This window comes from Porphyrobacter sp. HT-58-2 (genome assembly GCF_002952215.1).
Taxonomy (GTDB): domain Bacteria; phylum Pseudomonadota; class Alphaproteobacteria; order Sphingomonadales; family Sphingomonadaceae; genus Erythrobacter.
This window is the reverse complement of the sequence record NZ_CP022600.1, coordinates 2,415,705-2,435,996: the sequence shown is the minus strand read 5'-3', so window position 1 is coordinate 2,435,996 and position 20,292 is coordinate 2,415,705. Positions and strand designations below refer to the sequence as shown.

20 protein-coding genes and 2 pseudogenes are annotated in these 20,292 nt (G+C 63.4%); 21 read left to right on the top strand and 1 reads right to left on the bottom strand.

Annotation, left to right across the window (positions count from 1 at the left end):
* Positions 1-115 precede the first annotated feature (115 nt).
* A complete protein-coding gene (locus CHX26_RS11475) occupies positions 116-1,312 on the bottom strand; it encodes an acetyl-CoA C-acyltransferase (RefSeq protein ID WP_104942476.1) in 1,197 nt (398 codons plus the stop codon).
* Positions 1,313-1,490: 178 nt separating this feature from the next.
* On the opposite strand from CHX26_RS11475, the gene CHX26_RS11470 reads away from it, so the two are divergent.
* The 21 genes and pseudogenes from CHX26_RS11470 to CHX26_RS11380 all read left to right on the top strand — a co-directional run bounded on the left by CHX26_RS11470 (position 1,491) and on the right by CHX26_RS11380 (position 20,290).
* On the top strand, positions 1,491-2,921 hold the full coding sequence (locus CHX26_RS11470) for a coniferyl aldehyde dehydrogenase (protein WP_104942475.1): 1,431 nt from the start codon (positions 1,491-1,493) through the stop codon (positions 2,919-2,921).
* A gap of 145 nt (positions 2,922-3,066) precedes the next feature.
* Positions 3,067-3,441 (top strand): NADH-quinone oxidoreductase subunit A, encoded by a 375-nt coding sequence (locus CHX26_RS11465; protein WP_104943404.1) that lies wholly within the window; start codon positions 3,067-3,069, stop codon positions 3,439-3,441.
* Positions 3,438-4,016, top strand: coding sequence for a NuoB/complex I 20 kDa subunit family protein (locus CHX26_RS11460; RefSeq protein WP_172449814.1), 579 nt, complete (start codon positions 3,438-3,440; stop codon positions 4,014-4,016). Before CHX26_RS11465 ends, CHX26_RS11460 begins: the two co-directional genes overlap by 4 nt.
* A gap of 11 nt (positions 4,017-4,027) precedes the next feature.
* Positions 4,028-4,651: pseudogene (locus CHX26_RS11455) on the top strand (NADH-quinone oxidoreductase subunit C); the annotation flags it as partial.
* Positions 4,652-4,668: 17 nt separating this feature from the next.
* The gene (locus tag CHX26_RS11450; protein WP_104942472.1) at positions 4,669-5,880 is read left to right on the top strand and encodes an NADH-quinone oxidoreductase subunit D; all 1,212 of its coding nucleotides are present in this window, start codon (positions 4,669-4,671) and stop codon (positions 5,878-5,880) included.
* The gene (locus tag CHX26_RS11445) at positions 5,877-6,137 is read left to right on the top strand and encodes a hypothetical protein (protein ID WP_104942471.1); all 261 of its coding nucleotides are present in this window, start codon (positions 5,877-5,879) and stop codon (positions 6,135-6,137) included. The genes CHX26_RS11450 and CHX26_RS11445 overlap by 4 nt, the downstream gene beginning before the upstream one ends.
* Complete coding sequence (nuoE, locus tag CHX26_RS11440) at positions 6,130-6,798, top strand: NADH-quinone oxidoreductase subunit NuoE (protein WP_104942470.1); 669 nt, start codon at positions 6,130-6,132, stop codon at positions 6,796-6,798. The genes CHX26_RS11445 and nuoE overlap by 8 nt, the downstream gene beginning before the upstream one ends.
* Positions 6,799-6,942 carry a hypothetical protein gene (locus CHX26_RS15910; RefSeq protein WP_172449812.1) on the top strand — a complete coding sequence of 48 codons (144 nt, stop codon included), beginning with the start codon at positions 6,799-6,801 and terminating at the stop codon, positions 6,940-6,942.
* The gene (locus CHX26_RS15905; RefSeq protein ID WP_172449810.1) at positions 6,939-7,115 is read left to right on the top strand and encodes a hypothetical protein; all 177 of its coding nucleotides are present in this window, start codon (positions 6,939-6,941) and stop codon (positions 7,113-7,115) included. The genes CHX26_RS15910 and CHX26_RS15905 overlap by 4 nt, the downstream gene beginning before the upstream one ends.
* Positions 7,115-8,407 (top strand): NADH-quinone oxidoreductase subunit NuoF, encoded by a 1,293-nt coding sequence (nuoF, locus tag CHX26_RS11435; protein ID WP_104942469.1) that lies wholly within the window; start codon positions 7,115-7,117, stop codon positions 8,405-8,407. The genes CHX26_RS15905 and nuoF overlap by 1 nt, the downstream gene beginning before the upstream one ends.
* Positions 8,407-10,424 (top strand): annotated as a pseudogene (gene nuoG, locus CHX26_RS11430) (NADH-quinone oxidoreductase subunit NuoG). The gene nuoF and the pseudogene nuoG overlap by 1 nt, the downstream one beginning before the upstream one ends.
* Positions 10,425-10,620: 196 nt before the next feature.
* A complete protein-coding gene (gene nuoH, locus CHX26_RS11425; protein ID WP_104942468.1) occupies positions 10,621-11,667 on the top strand; it encodes an NADH-quinone oxidoreductase subunit NuoH in 1,047 nt (348 codons plus the stop codon).
* Complete coding sequence (locus CHX26_RS11420) at positions 11,664-12,164, top strand: hypothetical protein (protein WP_104942467.1); 501 nt, start codon at positions 11,664-11,666, stop codon at positions 12,162-12,164. The genes nuoH and CHX26_RS11420 overlap by 4 nt, the downstream gene beginning before the upstream one ends.
* Entirely contained in the window at positions 12,161-12,649 is a 489-nt protein-coding gene (gene nuoI / locus CHX26_RS11415) for an NADH-quinone oxidoreductase subunit NuoI (protein ID WP_086735106.1), read from the top strand. The genes CHX26_RS11420 and nuoI overlap by 4 nt, the downstream gene beginning before the upstream one ends.
* A 136-nt stretch (positions 12,650-12,785) precedes the next feature.
* The gene (locus CHX26_RS11410) at positions 12,786-13,409 is read left to right on the top strand and encodes an NADH-quinone oxidoreductase subunit J (protein ID WP_104943403.1); all 624 of its coding nucleotides are present in this window, start codon (positions 12,786-12,788) and stop codon (positions 13,407-13,409) included.
* On the top strand, positions 13,406-13,711 hold the full coding sequence (nuoK, locus tag CHX26_RS11405; protein WP_104942466.1) for an NADH-quinone oxidoreductase subunit NuoK: 306 nt from the start codon (positions 13,406-13,408) through the stop codon (positions 13,709-13,711). Before CHX26_RS11410 ends, nuoK begins: the two co-directional genes overlap by 4 nt.
* Before the next feature lie 7 nt (positions 13,712-13,718).
* Positions 13,719-15,710 (top strand): NADH-quinone oxidoreductase subunit L, encoded by a 1,992-nt coding sequence (gene nuoL / locus CHX26_RS11400; protein ID WP_104942465.1) that lies wholly within the window; start codon positions 13,719-13,721, stop codon positions 15,708-15,710.
* Between the two features lie 14 nt (positions 15,711-15,724).
* Positions 15,725-17,290, top strand: coding sequence for an NADH-quinone oxidoreductase subunit M (locus CHX26_RS11395; protein ID WP_104942464.1), 1,566 nt, complete (start codon positions 15,725-15,727; stop codon positions 17,288-17,290).
* Positions 17,290-18,771, top strand: a complete 1,482-nt coding sequence (gene nuoN, locus CHX26_RS11390) for an NADH-quinone oxidoreductase subunit NuoN (protein WP_104942463.1) — start codon at positions 17,290-17,292, stop codon at positions 18,769-18,771. The genes CHX26_RS11395 and nuoN overlap by 1 nt, the downstream gene beginning before the upstream one ends.
* Entirely contained in the window at positions 18,768-19,478 is a 711-nt protein-coding gene (locus CHX26_RS11385; protein ID WP_104942462.1) for a biotin--[acetyl-CoA-carboxylase] ligase, read from the top strand. Before nuoN ends, CHX26_RS11385 begins: the two co-directional genes overlap by 4 nt.
* Positions 19,479-19,495: 17 nt before the next feature.
* The gene (locus CHX26_RS11380; RefSeq protein ID WP_104942461.1) at positions 19,496-20,290 is read left to right on the top strand and encodes a type III pantothenate kinase; all 795 of its coding nucleotides are present in this window, start codon (positions 19,496-19,498) and stop codon (positions 20,288-20,290) included.
* Positions 20,291-20,292: the final 2 nt, after the last annotated feature.

The following is a 20,292-nucleotide window of genomic DNA, read 5'->3' as shown; positions in this document are numbered from 1 at the left end:
ACTGGATCAGGCGTGATCCTGTTTGCGCGCTCCAGCCCGCGCGGCGCCTGAGCGTGCTTTTCCGTGCGCGTCAGCGCTGGCGGAAAGCGCAAAAACGCCGCCCGGCGCTGGTTAATCAGATCAATTCGACGGCGACAGCGGTGGCTTCCCCACCGCCGATGCACAGTGAGGCAACGCCGCGCTTCTTGCCCTGCGTCTTGAGCGCGTTCAGCAAAGTCACGATGATCCGCGTGCCGCTCGCCCCGATTGGGTGACCGAGCGCCGTACCGCCGCCGTTGACGTTGATCTTGTCGTGGCCGATACCCAGATCGCGCATCGCGAACATGGCGACGCAGGCGAAAGCCTCGTTCACTTCAAACAGATCGACATCATCCACGCCCCATCCGGCGCGCGCCAGCACCTTCTGGATCGCCGGGATCGGCGCGGTGGTGAACTGCGCGGGAGCCTGCGCATGGGCAGCCGTAGCGACCACGCGGGCAACCGGCGTCAGCCCCTTGCCCTCGGCCACGCTCGCGCGGGTCAGCACCAGTGCAGCAGCGCCGTCCGAGATCGAGCTGGAGGTTGCCGCCGTGATCGTCCCGTCCTTGGCAAAGGCGGGCTTCAGCTGCGGGATCTTGTCGGGGCGGCCTTTTGAGGGTGCTTCGTCATGTTCGACCACCACATCGCCTGCACGGGTGCTGACCGTCACCGGCACGACTTCATCATTGAAGGCCCCGCTGGCGATGGCGGCATTGGCGCGGGCGAGCGATTCGATGGCATAGGCGTCCATTTCCTCGCGGGTCATCTGGTAGGCATTGGCGGTGTCCTGCGCGAAAGTGCCCATCGCCCGGCCCGGCTCGTAGGCATCCTCAAGCCCGTCGAGGAACATGTGGTCATAGGCGGTGTCATGCCCGAGGCGCGCGCCTGAACGGTGCTTCTTGAGCAGGTAGGGCGCATTGGTCATGCTCTCCATCCCGCCAGCCACGACCACATCGACGGTGCCGCTGGCCAGCGCCTCGGTACCCATGATCACGGTCTGCATGCCTGAGCCGCACACCTTGTTGACCGTGGTCGCTTCGACACTGAGGGGGAGGCCGGCCTTGATCGCGGCCTGACGCGCAGGCGCCTGCCCGAGCCCGGCCGGAAGCACACAACCGATATAGGCGCGGTCGATATCCTCGCCCGCGACCCCGGCGCGCTCCACCGCAGCCTTCACGGCTACCGCGCCCAGATCAGTTGCCGAAACATCCGCCAGCGCGCCCTGCATCGCCCCCATCGGGGTGCGGGCATAGGAAAGGATCACGATCGGATCGGCGGGGGAGAGCTGGGTCATATGCGGTCGTCCTCAGGTCAGGAAGGTGTGTGTGGCGCAGGCTCTAATGCTGCGCTGCGGCAAAGGCAATTGTACCTTCGCTCTGGCAAGACGCTTGTCAGTCAGTCGCCTTTGCGCAACAACGCGTCGCAAATCAAAACGCATCTCGAAGATGCGCCAATGTCTATGGGAGAATGACATGGCTGACGACCGCCGCGACGAACAAGAAGCCCTGCTGGCGCGTCAGCGCGCCGCCTTCACCGCCTCGCGCCCCGAACCGATGAGCGAGCGCAAGGATCGCATTCGCCGCGCGATGGCACTGGTGAAGGATAATGGCAAGGCTTTCGCCAAGGCGATGAGCGCCGATTTCGGCAGCCGTTCGATGCACCAGTCGATGCTGACAGACATTGCCGCAACGGTGGGCGCGGGCAGTCATGCGCTCAAGCACATGGATGCCTGGGCCAAGACCGAAAAGCGGAAAGTTCAGTTTCCTCTGGGCCTGCTCGGCGCACGGGCGGAACTGCGTTATGAACCCAAGGGCGTGATCGGCATCCTCAGCCCGTGGAATTTCCCGGTGCAGCTCGCCTTCGGGCCGCTGATGCAGGTGCTGGCGGCGGGCAACCGGGCGATGATCAAGCCGTCCGAATTCACTGAACGCACCAGCGAGTTGATGGCCGAACTGACCGCAAAGTATTTCGCGCCTGAGGAAGTCGCGGTGATCACCGGCGGGCCGGAAGTGGCGGCGGCGTTTTCCTCGCTGCCGTTCGATCACTTGGTCTTTACCGGCTCGACCGCGACCGGCCGCCGGGTGATGCAGGCGGCGGCGGCCAATCTGGTACCGGTGACGCTCGAACTGGGCGGCAAGTCGCCCGTCGTGATGGGCCGAAGCGCCGATTTCGCCAAGGCGGGGGAGCGCATCGCCATCGGCAAGATGATGAATGCGGGCCAGATCTGCCTCGCGCCTGATTATCTGATGGTGCCCGAGGACAAGGCCGATGAAGCCGTGGCGGGCGTTACCGGGGCGGCTGCCGCCATGTATCCGCGCGTGCTCGACAATGACGACTACGCCTCGATCGTCTCCGACCGCCATTTCGAGCGGTTGCAGGGGCTTGTCGCCGACGCGAAGGCCAAGGGCGCGGAAGTGATCGAGGTCAATCCGGGCGGGGAAGACTTCGCCAATGCCAACCAGCGCAAGATGCCGCTCACGGTGCTGCGCGGGGTGAATGACGACATGACGGTGATGCAGGAGGAAATCTTCGGCCCCGTCCTGCCGGTGATGACCTACAAGTCGGTCGATCAGGCGGTGGATTACATTAATGATCACGACCGCCCGCTTGGCCTCTATTACTTCGGTGAAGACCGCGCCGAGCAGGAGCGGGTGCTGACCCGCACGATCTCGGGCGGGGTGACCACCAATGATGTGGTGTTCCATGTCTCGATGGAGGATCTGCCGTTTGGCGGGGTCGGCCCCTCGGGGATGGGGAGCTATCACGCCATCGAGGGCTTCCGCGAATTCAGCCACGCCCGCGCGGTCTATCACCAGCCGAAGATCGACATTGCCAAGCTGGGTGGGTTGAAGCCTCCCTATGGCAAGGCGACTGAGGCAGCGGCGGCGCGAATGATGAAGTAAGCTGCGGGGCGGGGAAGGACGCTCCCTCGCAACCTTTGTTCGATTTCCTGCAACATCCATACGGTGTTTTCCCCGAGTCTCAGACTTGCACCGCGCGTCTGACAGGCTTAGGGCGACCCACGGGATTAATAGCTTGGACATCGTCGTGGTCGATCTCAGCCAGTATCTGCCGATACTGTTATTTGTTCTCGTTGCCTTCGGTCTGTCGATCCTGTTCGTGATCGCGCCGATGGCGGTGTCGCGCCTGACCGGCGTGCACAATCCCGATGCCGAGAAGCTCAGCGAGTATGAATGCGGCTTTCCCGCCTTCGAGGACGCGCGCAGTCAGTTCGACGTGCGCTTCTACCTCGTGGCGATCAGCTTCATCGTGTTCGATCTTGAAGCCGCTTTCCTCTTTCCGTGGGCGGTGAGCCTGGGTCAGACGGGATGGATCGGATGGGGGGGCATGATGGTGTTCCTGTTCATCCTCGCGGTCGGGCTTGCCTATGAATGGAAGAAAGGGGCGTTGGACTGGGAATGAACACCATTGTTACTCCTCCCCAAGGGCTGCCTGACGTCTCGCAACTTGCCACCGCTCAGGGCGGTCAGGTGCGGGCGCCCGATGCGGATTTCTTCAAGGCGCTCCAGACCGAGGTCACCGACAAGGGTTTCCTCGTCACCTCGACCGAAGAGCTGTTCCAGTGGGCGCGTACGGGCTCGTTGTGGTGGATGACCTTCGGCCTTGCGTGCTGCGCGGTCGAGATGATCCACGTGAATATGCCGCGCTACGACATGGAGCGCTTCGGCGCCGCGCCGCGCGCCTCCCCGCGCCAGTCGGACGTGATGATCGTCGCCGGCACGCTGTGCAACAAGATGGCTCCGGCGCTGCGCAAGGTCTACGATCAGATGTCTGATCCCAAATATGTGATCAGCATGGGCAGCTGCGCCAATGGCGGCGGCTATTACCACTACAGTTACTCGGTGGTGCGCGGCTGCGACCGCATCGTGCCGGTCGACATCTACGTGCCCGGCTGCCCGCCGACCGCCGAGGCGCTGCTCTATGGCGTGATGCAGTTGCAGCGCAAGATCCGCCGCGTCGGCACGATCGAGAGGTAAGGGCGAGAGACATGGCCGTTCTGCATTCCGCCCCGAAGTTCGCTTCCAACGAGGGCGTGATCGACGCCATCAGCGAGACGATTTCTGTCTGGCTGATTGAGGCTACCGAAGCCCACGGCGAGATCATCTTCCGGGTTGAGCGCGATGCAATCGCGAGGGTGCTCCAGATCCTGCGCGATGATCACCAGTACCAGCAGCTGATGGAGATCGCCGGGGCCGACTATCCGAGCCGCACCGAGCGGTTCGAAGTCGTCTACATGCTCCAGAGCCTGACGAAGAACCACCGCGTGATGGTAAAGTGCTCGGCCTCCGAGGACACTCCCGTGCCTACTGTCACCACGCTGTGGCCCAACGCCGGGTGGCTCGAACGCGAGGTGTTCGACATGTATGGCGTTACCTTCGCCGGGAACCCCGACCTGCGCCGCATCCTCACCGATTACGGCTTCGAAGGCCACCCGTTCCGCAAGGACTTCCCGATGACGGGCTACACCGAGCTGCGCTATTCCGAGGAGGAAAAGCGCGTGGTCTATGAGCCCGTCGAACTGGCGCAGGAAATGCGGACCTTCGATTTCCTCAGCCCCTGGGAAGGCGCCGATTACGTGCTTCCGGGTGACGAGAAAGCCCCTCCCAAGCCTGAAGGGGAGGCCAAGAAATGAGCATGCAACTCGAACAATCGCCCACCACCGAAGGCGAGGTCATCACCAACTACACCATCAACTTCGGCCCCCAGCACCCGGCCGCGCATGGCGTGTTGCGCATGGTGATGGAGCTGGACGGCGAGGTGATCGAGCGGATCGATCCGCATGTCGGCCTGCTCCACCGCGGCACCGAAAAGCTGATCGAACACAAGACGTACCTTCAGGCGCTCCCTTATTTCGACCGGCTTGATTACTGCTCCCCGCTGGCGATGGAGCATTCCTATGTGCTCGCCATCGAGAAGCTGCTGAACCTCGAAGTTCCGCTGCGCGCGCAATATCTGCGCGTGCTGTTCGCCGAGCTGACCCGCATCTGCAACCACATGCTCAACATGGGCGCGCACATCCTTGATGTCGGCGCGTTCACGCCGAACCTGTGGATCATGGACCTGCGCGAGGACTGCCTCAACTTCTTCGAGCGGGCTTCGGGTGCGCGGATGCACAGCGCTTACTTCCGCCCGGGCGGCGTGCATCAGGACGTGCCGGAAAAGCTGCTGGTCGATATCGGCGACTGGCTCGACAACCGTTTCTTCCAGCTGTTCGAGGACGCGATGAGCCTCGTCATGGACAACCGCATCTTCAAGCAGCGCAATGTCGATATCGCCGTTGTCAGCCGCGAAGACGCGATTGCATGGGGTTTCTCCGGCCCGATGATCCGCGCCGCGGGCATTCCGTGGGACCTGCGCAAGTCGCAGCCCTACGACGTCTATGACCGCATGGAATTCGACATTCCGGTCGGCACCAACTCGGACTGCTATGACCGGTTCATGGTGCGCGTGAAGGAAGTTTACGAGAGCGCCAAGATCATCCGCCAGTGCCTGCGCGATATGCCGACCGGGCCGATCGCCAGCACGGACGGCAAGGTCTCTCCGCCGAAGCGCGGCGAGATGAAGCAGTCGATGGAGAGCCTGATCCACCACTTCAAGCTCTACACCGAAGGCTTCCACGTGCCTGCGGGCGAGGTTTACGTGGCGACCGAAAGCCCCAAGGGCGAATTCGGCGTCTATCTCGTCAGCGACGGCACCAACAAGCCCTACCGCTGCAAGATCCGCCCCACGGCCTTCTCGCACCTGCAAGCCATGGACTTCATGTCCAAGGGCCACATGCTGCCCGACGCGACCGCCATTCTCGGCGCGATCGACGTGGTTTTCGGGGAGTGTGACCGGTGATCGACGACCTGATCGACCGGGCCGATGCGTTCTCGACGCGCTGGAAGACCGTGATTTCGGTCTTGAGCGCGGCGTGGTTCGCGGCGACCTGTGCCGATTATGCCGGGTTCATCAAACTGCCGGTCGAATTGCCGCTGTCCGAATGGCTGGGTTTCGTGCCCGTTGTGCTGTGGAATGTGCTGTGGTGGGGCTTTGCCTATCCCCGGATCGAAGCGCGCCGGGCCGAGCGCAAGAACATGGAAATCCCCAATGGCTGACCGTACCCCCGCTCCCGATACCCCCGAACTGCGCGCCCGCTGGGGCGGCTTCGCGTGGACGCCGGAGAACAAGAAAACCGCCGACTGGCACATCGCGAAGTATCCCGAGGGGCGTCAGCGCTCGGCGGTGATGCCGCTGCTCGATCTCGCCCAGCGGCAGGTCGGCGCGGAGACCGATACGCAGGGGTGGCTGCCGCTGCCGGTGATCGAGTATGTCGCGGCCTATCTCGACATGCCGGTGATCCGCGTGCTCGAAGTCGCCAGCTTCTACTTCATGTATAACCTGAAGCCCGTCGGCAAATTCCACGTGCAGGTGTGCGGCACCACGCCCTGCATGCTGCGCGGCTCCGACGACATCATGACCGCTTGCAAGAAGCGCGGGATGGTGAAGGGTGGGGTCTCGGCCGATGGTCTCTGGACCCTCACCGAAGTCGAATGCATGGGCAATTGCGCCACCGCGCCGATGGTCCAGATCAACGACGACAACTACGAGGATCTGACGCCGGAGCGCCTCGACGCGGTGCTTGATGCGCTGGCCGCCGGCCAGCAGCCGAAGACCGGGACGCAGGAGCCCGGCCGTCACACCTCCGAGCCTGCGGGCGGGCCGACCACGCTCAAGGAGATGGTCACCGAGAACCACGACTACCGGGGTGATTGGTAAGTGACCGAAGTCGTCACCCTCCTCGGCGCGCTGCTGCTGGGCTTCATCGCCTACAAGCTGCTTATGGGCCTGATCCGCGTCGGCGTGATCCTGCTCATCATCGCGGTGCTGGCCGGGTTGTGGCAGCAGGGAGCGATCGGATGAACCCGCTGACGCTCCTGTTTGCGATCCTCGGCCTCACCGGCTTTGCGCTGGGCGCGGTGCTGACCATGACCGGGCCTTACGAGATGGGTGTGATCGTGATGGGCCTTGGCCTCGTGTTTCAGGTGATTTCGCTGGTGCGCATCAAGCGTGCAAAGAACAAGGGAATGCAGTGATGCTGGCTGACAAGGACCGCATCTTCACCAACCTCTACGGGTTCCAGGACTGGAGCCTCAAGGCCGCGCAGGCGCGCGGGGATTGGGACAACACCAAGGCGCTGCTCGCACGCGGGCAGGATGCGATCATCGAGGAAATCAAGTCCAGCGGCCTGCGCGGGCGGGGCGGGGCGGGCTTCCCCACAGGGCTGAAGTGGTCGTTCATGCCCAAGGAATCGCGCGACGGTCGCCCGAGCTTCCTCGTCATCAACGCCGACGAATCCGAGCCCGGCAGCTGCAAGGACCGCGAGATCATCCGCCATGATCCGCACAAGCTAGTCGAAGGCGCGCTGGTCGCCGGTTTCGCGATGCGTGCGCGGGCGGCCTATATCTACATTCGCGGCGAATATATCCGCGAGGCCGAGACGCTCCAGAAGGCGATCGACGAGGCCTATGCGGCCGGTTTCATCGGCAAGAACGCCTGCAAGTCGGGCTATGATTTCGATGTTTTCATGCATCGCGGCGCGGGCGCTTACATCTGCGGCGAAGAAACCGCGATGATCGAGAGCCTCGAAGGCAAGAAGGGCCAGCCGCGCCTCAAGCCCCCGTTCCCGGCGGGTGCGGGGCTCTATGGCTGCCCGACCACGGTCAACAACGTCGAGAGCATTGCGGTCGCGCCGACGATCCTGCGGCGCGGGGCCTCGTGGTTCAGCAGCTTCGGGCGCGAGAATAACAAGGGCACCAAGCTGTTCCAGATCTCGGGTCATGTGAACAAGCCCTGCGTCGTCGAGGAATCGATGAGCATCCCGTTCGAGGAGCTGATCGAGAAGCATTGCGGCGGCATTCGCGGCGGGTGGGATAATCTGCTGGCGGTGATCCCGGGCGGTTCCTCGGTCCCGCTGGTGCCTGCCGCGCAGATCCGCAACGCGCCGATGGATTTCGACGGGCTCAAGGAACTGGGCTCGGGCCTCGGCACCGCGGCGGTCATCGTCATGGACAAGTCGACCGACATCGTCCGCGCGATCAGCCGCCTCAGCTATTTCTACAAGCACGAAAGCTGCGGCCAGTGCACCCCCTGCCGCGAAGGCACGGGCTGGATGTGGCGCATGATGGAGCGCCTGCGCACCGGGGACGCAGCCATCGAGGAAATCGACATGCTGCAGGAAGTCACCAAGCAGGTCGAAGGCCACACCATCTGCGCGCTCGGCGATGCGGCGGCATGGCCGATCCAAGGCCTCATCCGCCACTTCCGCCCCGAGCTTGAGCGGCGGATCAACGAACATAACGCGCAATTCCAAGAGGCAGCCGAGTAATGCCGAAGGTCACCGTAGACGGTCAGGAAATCGAGGTCCCCGCGGGCGCGACTGTGCTTCAGGCGTGCGAGCTGGCGGGGAAGGAAATCCCGCGTTTCTGCTATCACGAACGCCTCAGCATTGCGGGCAATTGCCGCATGTGCCTTGTCGAGGTGAAGCCCGGGCCGCCGAAGCCGCAGGCTTCCTGCGCGCTGCCCGCCAGCGAAGGCCAGGAAATCCGCACCGATAGCCCGATGGTCAAGAAGGCCCGCGAGGGGGTGATGGAGTTCCTGCTCATCAACCACCCGCTCGATTGCCCGATCTGCGATCAGGGCGGCGAGTGCGATCTTCAGGATCAGGCGGTCGCCTATGGCCGCGGCGGCTCGCGCTATCACGAGAACAAGCGCGCGGTGACCGAGAAGTACATGGGCCCGCTGATCAAGACGATCATGACCCGCTGCATCCACTGCACCCGCTGCGTGCGGTTCTCCGAGGAGATCGCCGGCGTGGACGAAATCGGCGCGCTGTATCGCGGCGAGGATATGCAGATCACCACCTATCTGGAACAGGCGGCGGCGCATGAATTGTCGGCGAATGTGATCGACCTGTGCCCGGTCGGCGCGTTGACCTCGCGGCCCTATGCTTTCGAGGCGCGCCCGTGGGAGCTGAAGAAGACGCTGAGCATCGACGTCTCGGACGCGGTGGGCGCCAACATCACGCTCCATTCCAAGGGCCGCGAAGTGATGCGCGCGCTGCCGCGCGTCAATGACGACGTCAACGAGGAGTGGCTGAGCGACAAGGGCCGCTATCAGGTCGACGGCCTCACCAAGCGCCGCCTCGACCGCGTTTGGGTGCGCCGCGATGGCCGGTTGCAGCCTTCCGATTGGGCCGAGGCTTTCGGCATGATCGCCTCCGCTCTTGAAGGCGACAAGGCCAGCATTGCGGCGGTCGCGGGTGATCTGCTCGATGCCGAGACGATGTTCGCCGCCAAGGCGTTGGTCAACGCCTGCGGGTCGAACCTCACCGAAGCGCGCCAGACTGGCATGACCTATGACGTGTCGAACCTTGCGGCGGTGAATTTCAACAGCACCTTCGCCGGCATCGAGTCGGCCGACGCTATCCTGATCGTCGGCAGCAATGTCCGATGGGAGGCCGCGCTGCTCAACGTCCGCCTGCGCAAGGCGGTGAAGGCGGGGGCCAAGGTCTACATCATCGGCCCCGAATGGGACCCGACCTATCCGGCGACCTTCCTCGGCTCCGATCTGAAGATCCTCAACCGCGTGCCCAAGGAATTGGGTGACGTCATGAAGTCGGCCCAGCGTCCGGCGGTGATCGTCGGTGCGGCGGCGCTCGCCAAGGGCGCGCTTCCGGCGGCGCTCAAGCTGGTGGACAAGTTCGGGCTGGTGAAGGATGGCTGGAACGGTTTCAACGTCTTGCACATCTCGGCGGCGCGCATGGCCTCGCTGATGCTCGGCTTCACGCTTCCGGGCGGGATGAGTGATATCGCCACCGCCGCGCCCAAGGTGCTGCTGAGCCTCGGCGCGGACGAGATGGACTATGCGCCCTACGCCAAGAGCCTCAAGGTCTATATTGGCCACCACGGCGACAAGGGCGCGCATCACGCCGACATCATCCTCCCCGGCGCATCCTATGCCGAGAAGGACGGGACTTACGTCAACACCGAGGGCCGCGTGCAGTTCGCCGAGAAGGCGGTCTTCGCCCCGGCGGTGACGCGCGTGAGGATTGGACGATCCTGCGTGCGCTGGCTGATGCGCTGGGCGTGACCGTGGGCTTCGACAGCTTCGATCAGCTTCAGGCCAAGATGATCGCCGCCGTTCCTGCGCTGGGAGACGAAGGCCTCGCGGAATACGGTGCGCTGCCCAAGGCGGACAGCGGCGCCAAGTTCGAGGGCGAGCTTGCGGGCTACCCGATCAAGGACTTCTACCTCACCAACCCCATCGCCCGCGCGAGCGAGGTGATGCAGCGCTGCTCGGATGAGCTGCTCCACGGCGCGGACGTGAAGGAGGCTGCGGAATGAACGTCCTTGTCACTTTGGGTGGGGCGCTTGCTTTTCTTGCGGTTCTTTGGGCCGCGGCAACGTTTGCGCCGAAGTATATGAGAAATTCCAAGGCATCGGGTCCCGATGCGGGGAGCGGTGCGGCTGCGGGTGGTAGCTACGGCGCTTCGGGGTTTGATGATTGCTCTGGTGGCGGCGCCGACGGAGGCTGCGACTGATGACTGCCTTCTTCCAATCGCTCGGCCTCAGCTACGAATGGGCCTGGACGGTCGCCACGCTGACCGGGATCATCGTGATCTCGCTGCTCGTGATGTTCTCCGTCGCCATGGTGATCTATGTCGACCGCAAGGTGCTGGGCGCGATCATGATGCGGCGGGGGCCGAATGTGGTCGGGCCGTTCGGGCTGCTGCAGAGCTTCGCGGACGGGCTCAAGGTTTTCCTTCAGGAAACCATCATCCCGTCGGCCGCGAACAAGGGCATCTTCCTGCTCGCGCCGATCATTACCTTCACCGTCGCGCTGGCGGCCTGGGCGGTGATCCCGTTCGATGCGGGCATGGTGCTGGCCGACATCAACGTGGGCCTGCTCTACATCCTCGCGATCTCCTCGATGGGGGTTTACGGCGTGGTGATGAGCGGGTGGGCGTCGAACTCCAAATACCCGTTCTTCTCGGCGATGCGCGCCTCGGCGCAGATGATCTCCTACGAGGTCTCGATTGGCTTCGTGCTGGTGTGCGTGGTGCTGTTCGCGGGCACGTTCAACCTCAGCGGGATCGTGAACGCGCAGCAGGGCTTCGGGCTCGGGCTGATCAACGCCTATGCGGTGCACCCGCTGCTGTTCCCGATGTGGGTGGTGTTCTTCATCTCGGCCCTCGCGGAAACCGCGCGCGCGCCGTTTGACCTGACCGAGGCGGAGAGCGAGCTCGTCGCGGGCTATCAGACCGAATATTCCTCGATGAGCTTCGCGCTGTTCTGGCTCGGCGAGTATGCCAACATCCTGCTGATGTGCTCGCTGAACACGCTGCTGTTCTGGGGCGGGTGGCTGCCGCCGCTCGACATTCCGGTGCTTTACATGGTGCCGGGGATCATCTGGTTCCTGCTCAAGACCTTCGTGTTCTTCTTCATGTTCAGCTGGATCTGGGCGACCGTGCCGCGTTACCGCTACGACCAGCTGATGCGCCTCGGGTGGAAGGTGTTCCTGCCGATGAGCCTGCTGTTTGTCGCGGCGACCAGCGGCTACCTGATGGCGACGGGGCATTTCGGATGATGGCCTTGTCTGCCCTTGTTGCTTTGGCACTTCAGGCTGCAGGAACACCTGCTGCTCCGCTCGTTGGCTATGCGTGCGGCCCCGATGCCGAGGAAGGGCATGGCTTGCGCTTCAACTTTTTCGTGGTGCCCATTAAAGGCCTGAACGACACGGTAAATCCGGTGCAAATTCGTTTGGAAGGCATAACGGGTGTCGAAGGCCTTGCTTCAGAACATAACTTCGATGGCGCGAGTCTGACCTTTATTGCGTCTTTTCCGGGGGATGATCCTGATCAGAGGTCTCTCAATGTCGTTTCGTCAAATGTGATGGGCGTGGCGCGTGGGGAGCTCGGCTTCAATGCTTTCATCAACGCCCGCGTCCTCAAGCAGCCCAATGCTCGCGGGGATAGGGTCGAGTTCGAGCCCGCAAAGTCAGCGTTGATCGTTCACGATAGCAGCGGCGTAAACTCGCGATACAAGATGTTCTGCCAGCCGATTAATTCGGATAATGTCCAATGACCACCGTCTCCCACCTCATCAAATCGTTCACCCTCTGGGAATTCCTCAAGGCGCATGCCTTGACGCTGAAGTATTTCTTCAAGCCCAAGGTGACGATCAACTACCCCTTCGAGAAAGCCCCGCTCTCGCCCCGCTTCCGGGGTGAGCACGCGCTGCGGCGCTATCCCAACGGCGAGGAACGTTGCATCGCGTGCAAGCTGTGCGAGGCCGTGTGCCCCGCGCAGGCGATCACCATCGAGAGCGAGCCGCGTGAAGATGGCAGCCGCCGCACCACCCGCTACGACATCGACATGACGAAGTGCATCTTCTGCGGCTTCTGCCAGGAAGCCTGCCCGGTCGATGCCATCGTGGAAGGGCCGAACTTCGAATATTCGACCGAAACCCGCGAGGAGCTGCTTTACGACAAGGCCAAGCTGCTTGCGAATGGTGACAAATGGGAACGGGCCATCGCGGCCAACCTTGAAGCCGACGCACCCTATCGCTAGGGCGCGCCAAACATAACACAATGCGTGCAAGGGACGGGCGGACGACCGGCTCTTGCATGGAGACTATGGGATCAATCTGGACGGTTTTGCGCAGCGCTCCCTCATACGGGGCGGGGCGCGGGACACGGGGATCATCATGATACAGGCCATCGCCTTCTATTTCTTCGCGACCATTGTGGTCGGCGCCGCCGTGATGGTGATCATGGCGAAGAACCCGGTGCACTCGGTGCTGTGGCTGATCATGGCGTTCTTCAACGCCGCCGGCCTGATGGTGCTGGTGGGCGCGGAGTTCATCGCGATGCTGCTGGTGATCGTCTACGTCGGTGCGGTCGCGGTGCTGTTCCTGTTCGTGGTGATGATGCTCGACATCGATTTCGCCGCAATGCGCGCAGGCTTCAGCCGCAATGCGCCGTTGGGGCTAGCGATTGCGGCGGTGCTGCTGGCGGAGCTGCTGCTGGCGGTGGGCGCTTACAATGCGGGCGGTATCACCCTCGGCACGCCCGATGGCGCGGCGATGCAGGCTGCCGACACGTCGAACATCGAGGCCTTGGGCGCGCTGCTGTACGGCCGCTACATCCTGCTGTTCGAGATTGCCGGGATCATCCTGCTCGTCGCCATGATCGGCGCGATCGTGCTGACCTTCCAGCCGCCCAAGCCCGGCGCGCGCGCGCGGCAGGACGTGGGCAAGCAGATCCGCCGCCGCCCGGAAGATGCAACCGTCATGAAGAGCCCGGAAGTGGGCCAGGGGGTCGAGCTGTGATTGGCATCGAACATTACCTCACCGTGGGCGCGATCCTGTTCGTGCTGGGCGTGCTGGGGATCTTCCTCAACCGCAAGAACGTGATCGTCATCCTGATGGCGGTCGAGCTGATCCTGCTGGCGGTGAACCTCAACCTCGTCGCCTTCAGCGCCTTCATGCAGGATCTGGTGGGTCAGGTCTTCGCGATGCTGGTGCTGACCGTTGCGGCGGCGGAGGCGGCCATCGGCCTGGCGATTCTCGTGATCTATTTCCGCACCCATGGCTCGATTGCGGTCGACGACATCAACCGGATGAAGGGGTAAGGTTCTCGTGCATCCGATCCTTATCATCGTTTTCGGCCCATTGCTGGCCGCGCTGGTCGCAGGGCTGGGCAACCGCATGCTCGGCAATGTCGTCGCCAAGTCCGTCACCACCGGCGCGCTGCTGCTTTCGGCGGGCCTGAGCTGGCCGATCTTCCTCGGCTTCCTTGGCGGCACTGAAACCGCCGAGGTGGTGCAGGTGTTGAAGTGGGTCGAAAGCGGCACGCTCAGCTTTGACTGGAGCCTGCGGGTCGATACGCTCACTGCGATCATGCTGGTGGTGATCAACAGCGTTTCGGCGCTCGTGCACCTCTATTCGTGGGGGTACATGGAGGAAGACCCGGATCAGCCGCGGTTCTTCGCCTACCTGTCGCTGTTCACCTTCGCAATGCTGATGCTGGTGACCGCCGATAACCTTGTGCAGATGTTCTTCGGGTGGGAAGGGGTGGGCCTTGCCTCGTACCTCCTGATCGGGTTCTGGTACAAGAAGCCCTCGGCAGGCGCGGCGGCGATCAAGGCGTTTGTGGTCAACCGCGTGGGTGACCTCGGCTTCATGCTCGGCATCTTCGGCACCTATCTGGTGTTCCAGACGACCGAGATTTCGGCGATCCTCGCAGCTGCCCCTGCCATGAGCGGATCGACGATCACCTTCGTCGGCATGCGCCTCTACACGATGGATATCCTGTGCATCCTGCTGTTCATCGGCGCGATGGGCAAGTCGGCGCAGCTGGGCCTGCACACCTGGCTGCCGGACGCAATGGAAGGCCCGACCCCGGTCTCGGCGCTGATCCACGCGGCGACCATGGTGACAGCGGGCGTGTTCATGCTGTGCCGCCTTTCCCCGATGTTCGAGACCGCGCCGACCGCACTGATGATTGTGACCATCGTCGGCGCGTCGACCTGCTTCTTTGCCGCCACCATCGGGACGACCCAGTGGGACATCAAGCGGGTGATCGCCTATTCGACCTGCTCGCAGCTGGGTTATATGTTCTTTGCCGCTGGCGTAGGCGCTTACGGGGCGGCGATGTTCCACCTGTTCACCCACGCCTTCTTCAAGGCGCTGCTGTTCCTTGGCGCAGGGAGCGTGATCCACGCTATGCACCACGAACAGGACATGCGGTATTACGGCGGCCTCAGGAAGCACATCCCGATCACCTTCTACGCGATGCTGGCGGGCACGCTGGCGATCACCGGGCTGGGGGTCTATCACCTCGGCGCAGGGTTCGCGGGCTTCTGGTCGAAGGACGCGATCCTCGAAGTCGCCTTTGCGCGCGGCAATGGTGCGGGCCAGTTCGCCTTCTGGGCGGGCGCGGGCGCGGCGCTGTTGACGAGCTTCTATTCCTGGCGCCTGATGTTCCTGACCTTCTGGGGCAAGCCCCGCTGGATCGAGAGCGAGCATATCCAGCACTCGGTCCACAAGACCCCGGCTGAGGCGGGCGAGGACACCACCGGCGGCTATCATCCGCATGAGAGCCCGGTGCCGATGCTAATCCCGCTGGGCGTGCTGACCATCGGCGCGATTGCTGCCGGTCAGGTTTTCGCGCCTGCCTTCCTCGACAGCGCGGCCTTCTGGGGCGGCTCGATCTTTTACAACGAGGCGCTGATCCACGCGATGCACGCCGTGCCGTACTGGGTGAAGTACACCGCGCTGATCGTGATGATCATCGGCTTCGTGGGCGCTTACGTCGCCTATATCGCCAAGCCTGACATCCCGGCGAAGTTCGTGAGCAGCTTCGGTGCGCTGCACCAGTTCGTCTATCGCAAGTGGTACTTCGACGAGCTTTACGACGCGATCTTCGTGAAGCCCGCCTTGGTGCTGGGCCGCGCCTTCTGGAAGCTAGGCGATATTGGCACCATCGACCGCTTCGGCCCTAACGGCATTGCCTGGGTGGTGGACCGCAGCGCCACTGCCGCCAAGTCGATCCAGTCGGGCTACGTCTACACCTATGCGCTGATCATGCTCCTTGGGCTGGTCGCCGCTGTCACCTACGTTCTGCTTTAGGAGCGCGCTTCGTAATGGAAGGCCTTCCCATCCTGTCGCTGATGATGTGCGTGCCGCTGGCGGGCGCGGCGCTGTGCCTGTTTGCAGGCGCGAACGCCGCCCGCTGGATCGCGCTGGGGGCGACGCTTGTCACCTTTGCTCTCGGCGTGGTCCTGTGGTCGAATTACGCAATCGGCGGCCCGCAGTGGCAGTTCACCGAAGAGGCGAACCTGTTTGAAGGCTTCACCTACAAGCTCGGGATCGACGGGATCGCGCTGCTGCTGATCATGCTCAGCGTGTTCCTGATGCCGGTCTGCATCCTGGCGAGCTGGGATTCGATCACCAAGCGGGTCGGCGAATACATGGCCGCCTTCCTGTTCATGGAGGTGCTGATGATCGGCACCTTCGCGGCGCAGGATCTGTTCCTGTTCTACGTCTTCTTCGAGGCGGGCCTCATTCCGATGTATCTCATCATCGGCGTGTGGGGCGGGGATAACCGCATCTACGCGAGCTACAAGTTCTTCCTCTACACCCTGCTGGGCTCGGTGCTGATGCTCATCGCGATGTTCTGGATGGTAGCCGAGGCGGGCACCTCCGACATTCCGACGCTGATGCAGTACAACTTCCCGGCAGGCGCGCAGACCTGGCTGTGGCTGGCCTTCTTTGCGAGCTTTGCGGTGAAGGTGCCGATGTGGCCGATGCATACCTGGCTGCCCGACGCGCACGTGCAGGCGCCGACCGCTGGCTCGGTCATTCTGGCGGGCGTGCTGCTGAAGCTCGGCGGCTATGGCTTCATCCGTTTCAGCCTGCCGATGTTCCCCGAGGCCTCCGCGCAGTTTGCATGGCTCGTGTTCGCGCTGTCGATGGTTGCGGTGGTCTACACCTCGCTGGTCGCGCTGGTGCAGGCCGACATGAAGAAGCTGATCGCCTATTCCTCAGTCGCGCACATGGCGATCGTTACCGTCGGCCTGTTCGCCTTCAACGTGCAGGGGCTGGAAGGCGCGATGATCGTGATGCTGTCGCACGGTCTCGTCTCGGGGGCGTTGTTCCTGTGTGTCGGGGTCATCTACGACCGGTTGCACACGCGTGAGATTGCCCGTTACGGCGGGATTGCGACCAATATGCCTTATTACGCGCTCTTTTTCCTGCTGTTCACCATGGCGAGCATCGGCCTGCCGGGCACCAGCGGCTTCGTCGGCGAGTTCCTGTCGCTGGCCGGGATTTACCAGACATCAAGCCTCGTCGCGCTGATCTGCACCACCGGGATCATCCTCGGCGCGGCCTATATGCTCTACCTCTATCGCCGGGTGGCGTTCGGGCCGCAGGTGAACGAGGACGCGGCCAAGATGGGTGACATCACGGCCCGCGAATGGATCATGATGGCCCCCATCGCGGCGGCCGTGCTGTGGATGGGCGTCTACCCTGAAAGCTTCCTCGCGCCCATGCGCGCCGACATTGCCGTGCTTGACGCGCGGCTCGCGGCGGCGGCTCCGGCAGGCGATGCGCAGCTCGCCCCCGGTGCTCCGCGCGCCGAGGCGGCCAATGCGCTGCCGCACCACGAGGGCATGGATCATTCGAGCGCCAAGGAGGGCGCGCACTAATGGATTTCGCTCACTCCTTCGGCCTCATCATCCCTGAGCTGCTGCTGAGCTTTACCGGCCTCGTGCTGTTGCTGGTCGCCGCGTGGAGCGGGGACAAGGGGGCGCGTCAAATCGCCATCGGTGCGGCGGCGGCGCTGTTCGTCGCCGGGTTCCTGCTGGTGCCGGGCCTTCACCTTGGCGTTGACGGTCCGCAAACGCTGGCTTTTGGCGGCCTGCTCAAGATCGACACTTTTGCACTCTTTGCCAAGGCGCTGATCTATCTTGCCGCCATCGCCGCGCTGATGATCGCTCCGGCCTTCTTTGCTGGCCCGTCTGCAGGAGCCGAGCGCGGGATGCGCGCCGAATATCCGGTGCTGGTGATGTTTGCTGCTGTGGGCATGAGCATCATGGTTTCGGCCAATGATTTCATGAGCCTCTATCTCGGGCTCGAACTGAACAGCCTGTCCGCTTACGTTCTTGCGGCAATCCTGCGCAAGGACACGCGTTCAGGCGAGGCGGGGCTCAAGTATTTCGTCCTTGGTGCGCTGGCGAGCGGCATCCTGCTTTACGGCATGAGCCTGCTCTATGGCTTTACCGGCGGCACCGGCTTTGCTGCCGTTCGCACCGGGCTGACCGGTGAACTGGGGCTTGGCGCACTCTTCGGCGTGATCTTCGTGCTCTCCGGCCTCGCTTTCAAGATCAGCGCCGTGCCGTTCCACATGTGGACGCCCGACGTCTACGAAGGCGCGCCGACACCTGTCACCGCGTTCTTTGCCACGGCCCCGAAGGTCGCCGCTGTCGCCCTGACCGCGCGCGTGGTGTTCGAGGTGTTCGGCGCGCAGGTCGCCGCATGGCAGCAGATCGTGATGTTCACCGCGCTCGCCTCGATCATTTTCGGCGCGCTGGGGGCGATCGGTCAGGAGAACCTCAAGCGCCTGCTGGCCTATTCCTCGATCAACAATATCGGCTTCATTCTCCTCGGTCTGGCGGTCGCCAATCCGAGCGGCGCGTCGGCGATGCTGGTCTATCTGTTCATCTATGTCGCCATGAGCATCGGCTCCTTCGTCGCGCTGCTGATGCTGCGGGCCGAGGACGGGACGTTGTTCGAAACCTTCGCCGATATTCGCGGCCTGTCCGTGACCCGCCCGGCGATTGCCTGGGCGCTGCTGCTGTTCATGTTCAGCCTAGCGGGCATTCCGCCACTGCTCGGCTTCTACAGCAAGTTCGTGGTGTTCCAGGCGACGGTCGAAGCGGGTCTGATCGCCTTCGGCGCCATCGCCATTGCTGCAAGCGTGATCGGGGCGTTCTATTACATCAAGTTCGTCAAGGTGATGTTCTTCGATGAGCCCGCCGGCGTCGTTACCGGAAAGAGCGAAACCGGCCACTGGGTGCTGCTGGGCCTTACTGCGCTGATCATCTCGCCGCTCGGCTACCTTCTGACACCGTCGCTGACCGATCTGGCCGACAAGGCAGCGCGCTCGCTGTTCATCGTCTCGGTTTGATCCACGTCGTCGAAGAGACCGGCTCGACCAACGCCGACCTTGCCGCTGCGCTGCGCTCGGCTGAAGGCTGGGCGGAAGGGGCTTGGCTGGTCGCCCGCCGCCAGACCGCCGGGCGCGGGCGGCAGGGGCGCGAGTGGTTCGACGGGGCGGGCAATTTCATGGGTTCGACGGTGGTTGAGGTTGGCGCGGGCGCCCCGCCAGCTGCCTCGCTCAGCTTCGTCGCCGCCATTGCGGTTTTTCAGGCCGCACGGATTATCAAGGACAGCCCGGCAGGCCTCGCGCTGAAATGGCCCAATGACGTGCTGCTGAATGGCGGCAAGCTGTCCGGCATCCTGCTCGAAATGGTGCGCGGTCATGTGGTCGTCGGCATAGGGGTCAACCTCGCCCGAGCGCCGCAGATCGAGGGACGCAAGACCGCTGCCCTTGCCGATGTCGTCGCCGCCCCTGACGTCGAGCACTTTGCGCGCGTCCTTGCCGAACAGTTTGCCAGCAACCTCGCATTCTGGCGCGCGGACAACCTCGGTGGCACGCTGGAACGCTTCCTCGGCCTCTCGATCCACGCGCTCGGTTCGTCCGTCACCGTCCACGACACCGATGGTTCGGTGCTGTCCGGCACGTTCGCCGGCCTTGAGGAATCCGATGGTGCCTTGCGCCTGCGCTTGGCGGATGGCAGCGAACGTGTCATTCGCGCTGGCGATATTTCGTAATCCAAGGATCCAGACCCATGCTGCTCGCCGCCGATGTCGGGAACACCAATGTCGTCTTCGCGCTGTTCACCTATGAACCGGACGGCACGCCCACCATCCGCGCCCGCTGGCGCATCGCGACCGATCCGCGTCGGACGGGCGACGAATATGCCGTTTGGCTGCTCCAGTTGCTCAAAATCGAAGGTGTGGAGCGCGACGCCATAACGCGGATCATCGTCGCTTCGGTGGTGCCGCGCGCGGACCACAACCTTACCGTGCTGTGCGAGAAGTATTTCGGAATCACGCCCCTGTTCGCCGGTCAGGGCGCGGCGCGCTGGCGGTTCGAGATCGATGTCGACCAGCCCTCCTCATTGGGCGCTGACCGTGCGCTCAATATCCTTGCCGCGCATCACAAATATGGCGGCGATCTGATCATCGTCGATTTCGGCACGGCGACCAAGTTTGAGGCGGTGGACTTCACCGGCGCCTACAAGGGCGGGTCGATCGCTCCGGGGATCAACCTTTCGCTCGATGCGCTGGTGGGCAAGACCGCCAAGCTGCCGCGCATCGCGATCAAGGCCCCAGCCAGCCGCTCGGTCATCGGCCGCAACACCGAAGACCAGATGCTGATCGGCGTCTTCTGGGGCTATGTCGCGATGATGGAGGGCATGGTTGCCAAGATGAAATCCGAAATCGGCCGCCCCGCCAAGGTTGTAGCGACCGGCGGGCTTGCCATATTGTTCGACGACGCGACCGACATCTTCGACCATGTCGATGCCGACCTCACCCTTGATGGCCTCGCCATACTCGCCCGCCAGGCCGAAACCGCCTGAGC